This is a genomic window from Spirulina sp. 06S082 (assembly GCF_034932145.1).
Classification (GTDB): domain Bacteria; phylum Cyanobacteriota; class Cyanobacteriia; order Cyanobacteriales; family Spirulinaceae; genus CCY15215.
This window is the reverse complement of record NZ_JAYGHV010000253.1, coordinates 1-2,249: the sequence shown is the minus strand read 5'-3', so window position 1 is coordinate 2,249 and position 2,249 is coordinate 1. Positions and strand designations below refer to the sequence as shown.

Genomic DNA, 2,249 nt, shown 5'->3' with positions numbered 1-2,249 from the left:
TATGCCGGGGAGGATGGGATTGCAATCGAAAATTTTAGAAATATCGATAGCAATACTTGTATCTTCAATCTGAAGCCGATAGAGTTCGAGTTCTGCAAGCGTTGATTCTAAACCAAGCTGTCGCGATTCTACAGTAGAGGAAGGAGACACAGCTTTAGGGGTCATTTGCGTGGTTAACATGATGAGAAAAAGAGTAAGAAAAAGTGTTATCTTTTTTACTTTATCCTCCTCATCGCTTTTTGACGACGGTGTTTTTCCTTAATAATAATAATCTTCAGAAGAACTTAAAATTAACGCATCTTTTTCTTAACCCAGACTTAACCTGAAAATTTGTCTTTGAGTCGATGAGTAAATAAGCATAACGATGCTGTGGGAGGGAAGCAATATTCCTCAACTACGATACTATAGCGCTTGAGGACGGTTTCAAATAATGGTAACTGATATTCCTTTCTTTAGAGTTATATTTTTGGCGTGCCATAGCGCATCTTTCCAACCAATTTTTAACAGATTCATAACTCATGTAACTTATAAGCAAAGAATATATTTTATATACATCAGAATATCACGATTATGATATTTATACAATGCGATCGCAACTTGTCCACGCCTTTATATCTGCGATCGCATTCTCCCTAATCCTCCATTTATGGCAAAAATCGTGTCACGATCGCGCCAACTTCTTTCCCCCAATGTTCTTGCGGATAATGTTTGGCTTCTGCTAATTTTTCCAGTTTAATATTGCTATTCGTATTAGCCAGACTTTCTACTGCATCGATAGTTAACCAAGGATCCCCTTCTCCCCAAATAATTTGCGTGGGTTTGTCCCATTCTGCTAAACCCTTTTCAATTTCCTCCATTGCTTTAGCCAAACGGAGATTTTGCACCGTCGCAGTTAATGCCCTTCCGACATCAGAAGCCTGCAAAAAAGGACGACGATAAATATCTAAATCATCATCTTGAATGACAAAACCGCTTCCTCCTTCCAGAGTGCGATCGATTAAAAGTGGGTCTTGGGTTAACATATCTCCCATGTAAGGAATACCCCAGGTTCGCATTTTCCAAGGGAGTTTGGCTTGGGTCGAGAGAGGTGTATTTAAAATCACCAAACTGGCGATGCGATCGCGATTTCGCAAAGCATATTGTAAGCCCACGGAGCCTAAAAATCCTTGCACCACTAAATGAATTTTATCCAGTTTCCACGCATCCAGTAATTTGCCCAAGACTTCAATATAAGCATCGGGAGTATAGGCAAAATTCCACTTTTCCGGCTTATCAGAAAAGCCGTGACCGATCCAGTCTGGCGCGATCGCCTGATAACCGCGATCGCCCAGTAGGGGCATAACAAAACGCCAGCTATAACTTTGAGAAGGAATACCATGTAATAAAATCACCGGAAGGCGATCGGTTTCTCCTGCGGGTTTCTCCTCCCGATAAAACCATTCCAAGGAACCAACAGCAATACTATCTTTGATTAACACTCTTTTTTGCTTTTCCTGAATAGATGACATTATGGACAGAATAAGCGATCGCGATTAGTAACGTTGAGTTAAAAATGGCGATCGCTGCAACGAGTAGAGTTAAGAAAATACCGACCCTACTCGATCGCTATTCCTCCTCTCCCGGACTCTCTTCCGCCATAGTTTCAACTTCTGTACTTTCAACTTCAGTTGCTTCAACTTCTGTACTTTCAACTTCAGTTGCTTCAACTTCAGTTATTTCTAAACCTTCATCTTCCTCCGATAGAGGCACGATCGCAACGGCGGCGATCGCATCGTCTGTATCCAACTTTTGCACCCGTACCCCCGTCGCCCCGCGAGACTGAGTGGAAATAGCATCCACCGCTTGACGAATAATAACACCTCGGTTGGTGACTAACATCAACTCATCTCCGGCATGGACCACCAGTAACCCAACTAACTCATCTTCCTTCGACTTGAACTTGATCGATCGCAGTCCCATTCCGGCGCGATTTTGCAAGCGGAATTGAGACACGGGAACCCGTTTTCCGTAACCTTTAGCAGTGATGACCAAGACCCAAGGACCCTCTCCCGCATTCGTTACGGTTTCTTACTCCGTATCTTCGCTATCTTCCCCCGATCCCTCGATCTCTTCTGTATTGGTTGCGGTTTCCTCGTCAATATCCTCTGCATTGATTACAGTTTCTTCGTCAGTATCCTCGAAATCCTCCTCCTCTTCGGTATTGGGGGCGAGACCCGCTACCACTTGACTGAGGAGAATATCCATGCCGA

General features: G+C 43.4%; 1 protein-coding gene and 2 pseudogenes. All 3 read right to left on the bottom strand.

The genetic code is table 11. From position 1 onward, the window contains the following. Nucleotides 1–180, bottom strand: a pseudogene (locus tag VB714_RS15345) (ATP-binding protein); the annotation flags it as partial. Nucleotides 181–644: 464 nt separating this feature from the next. Next, entirely contained in the window at nt 645–1,508 is an 864-nt protein-coding gene (locus tag VB714_RS15340; RefSeq protein WP_323225499.1) for an alpha/beta fold hydrolase, read from the bottom strand. Nucleotides 1,509–1,605: 97 nt separating this feature from the next. Continuing rightward, nucleotides 1,606–2,249 (bottom strand): annotated as a pseudogene (locus VB714_RS15335) (DNA gyrase C-terminal beta-propeller domain-containing protein); the annotation flags it as partial.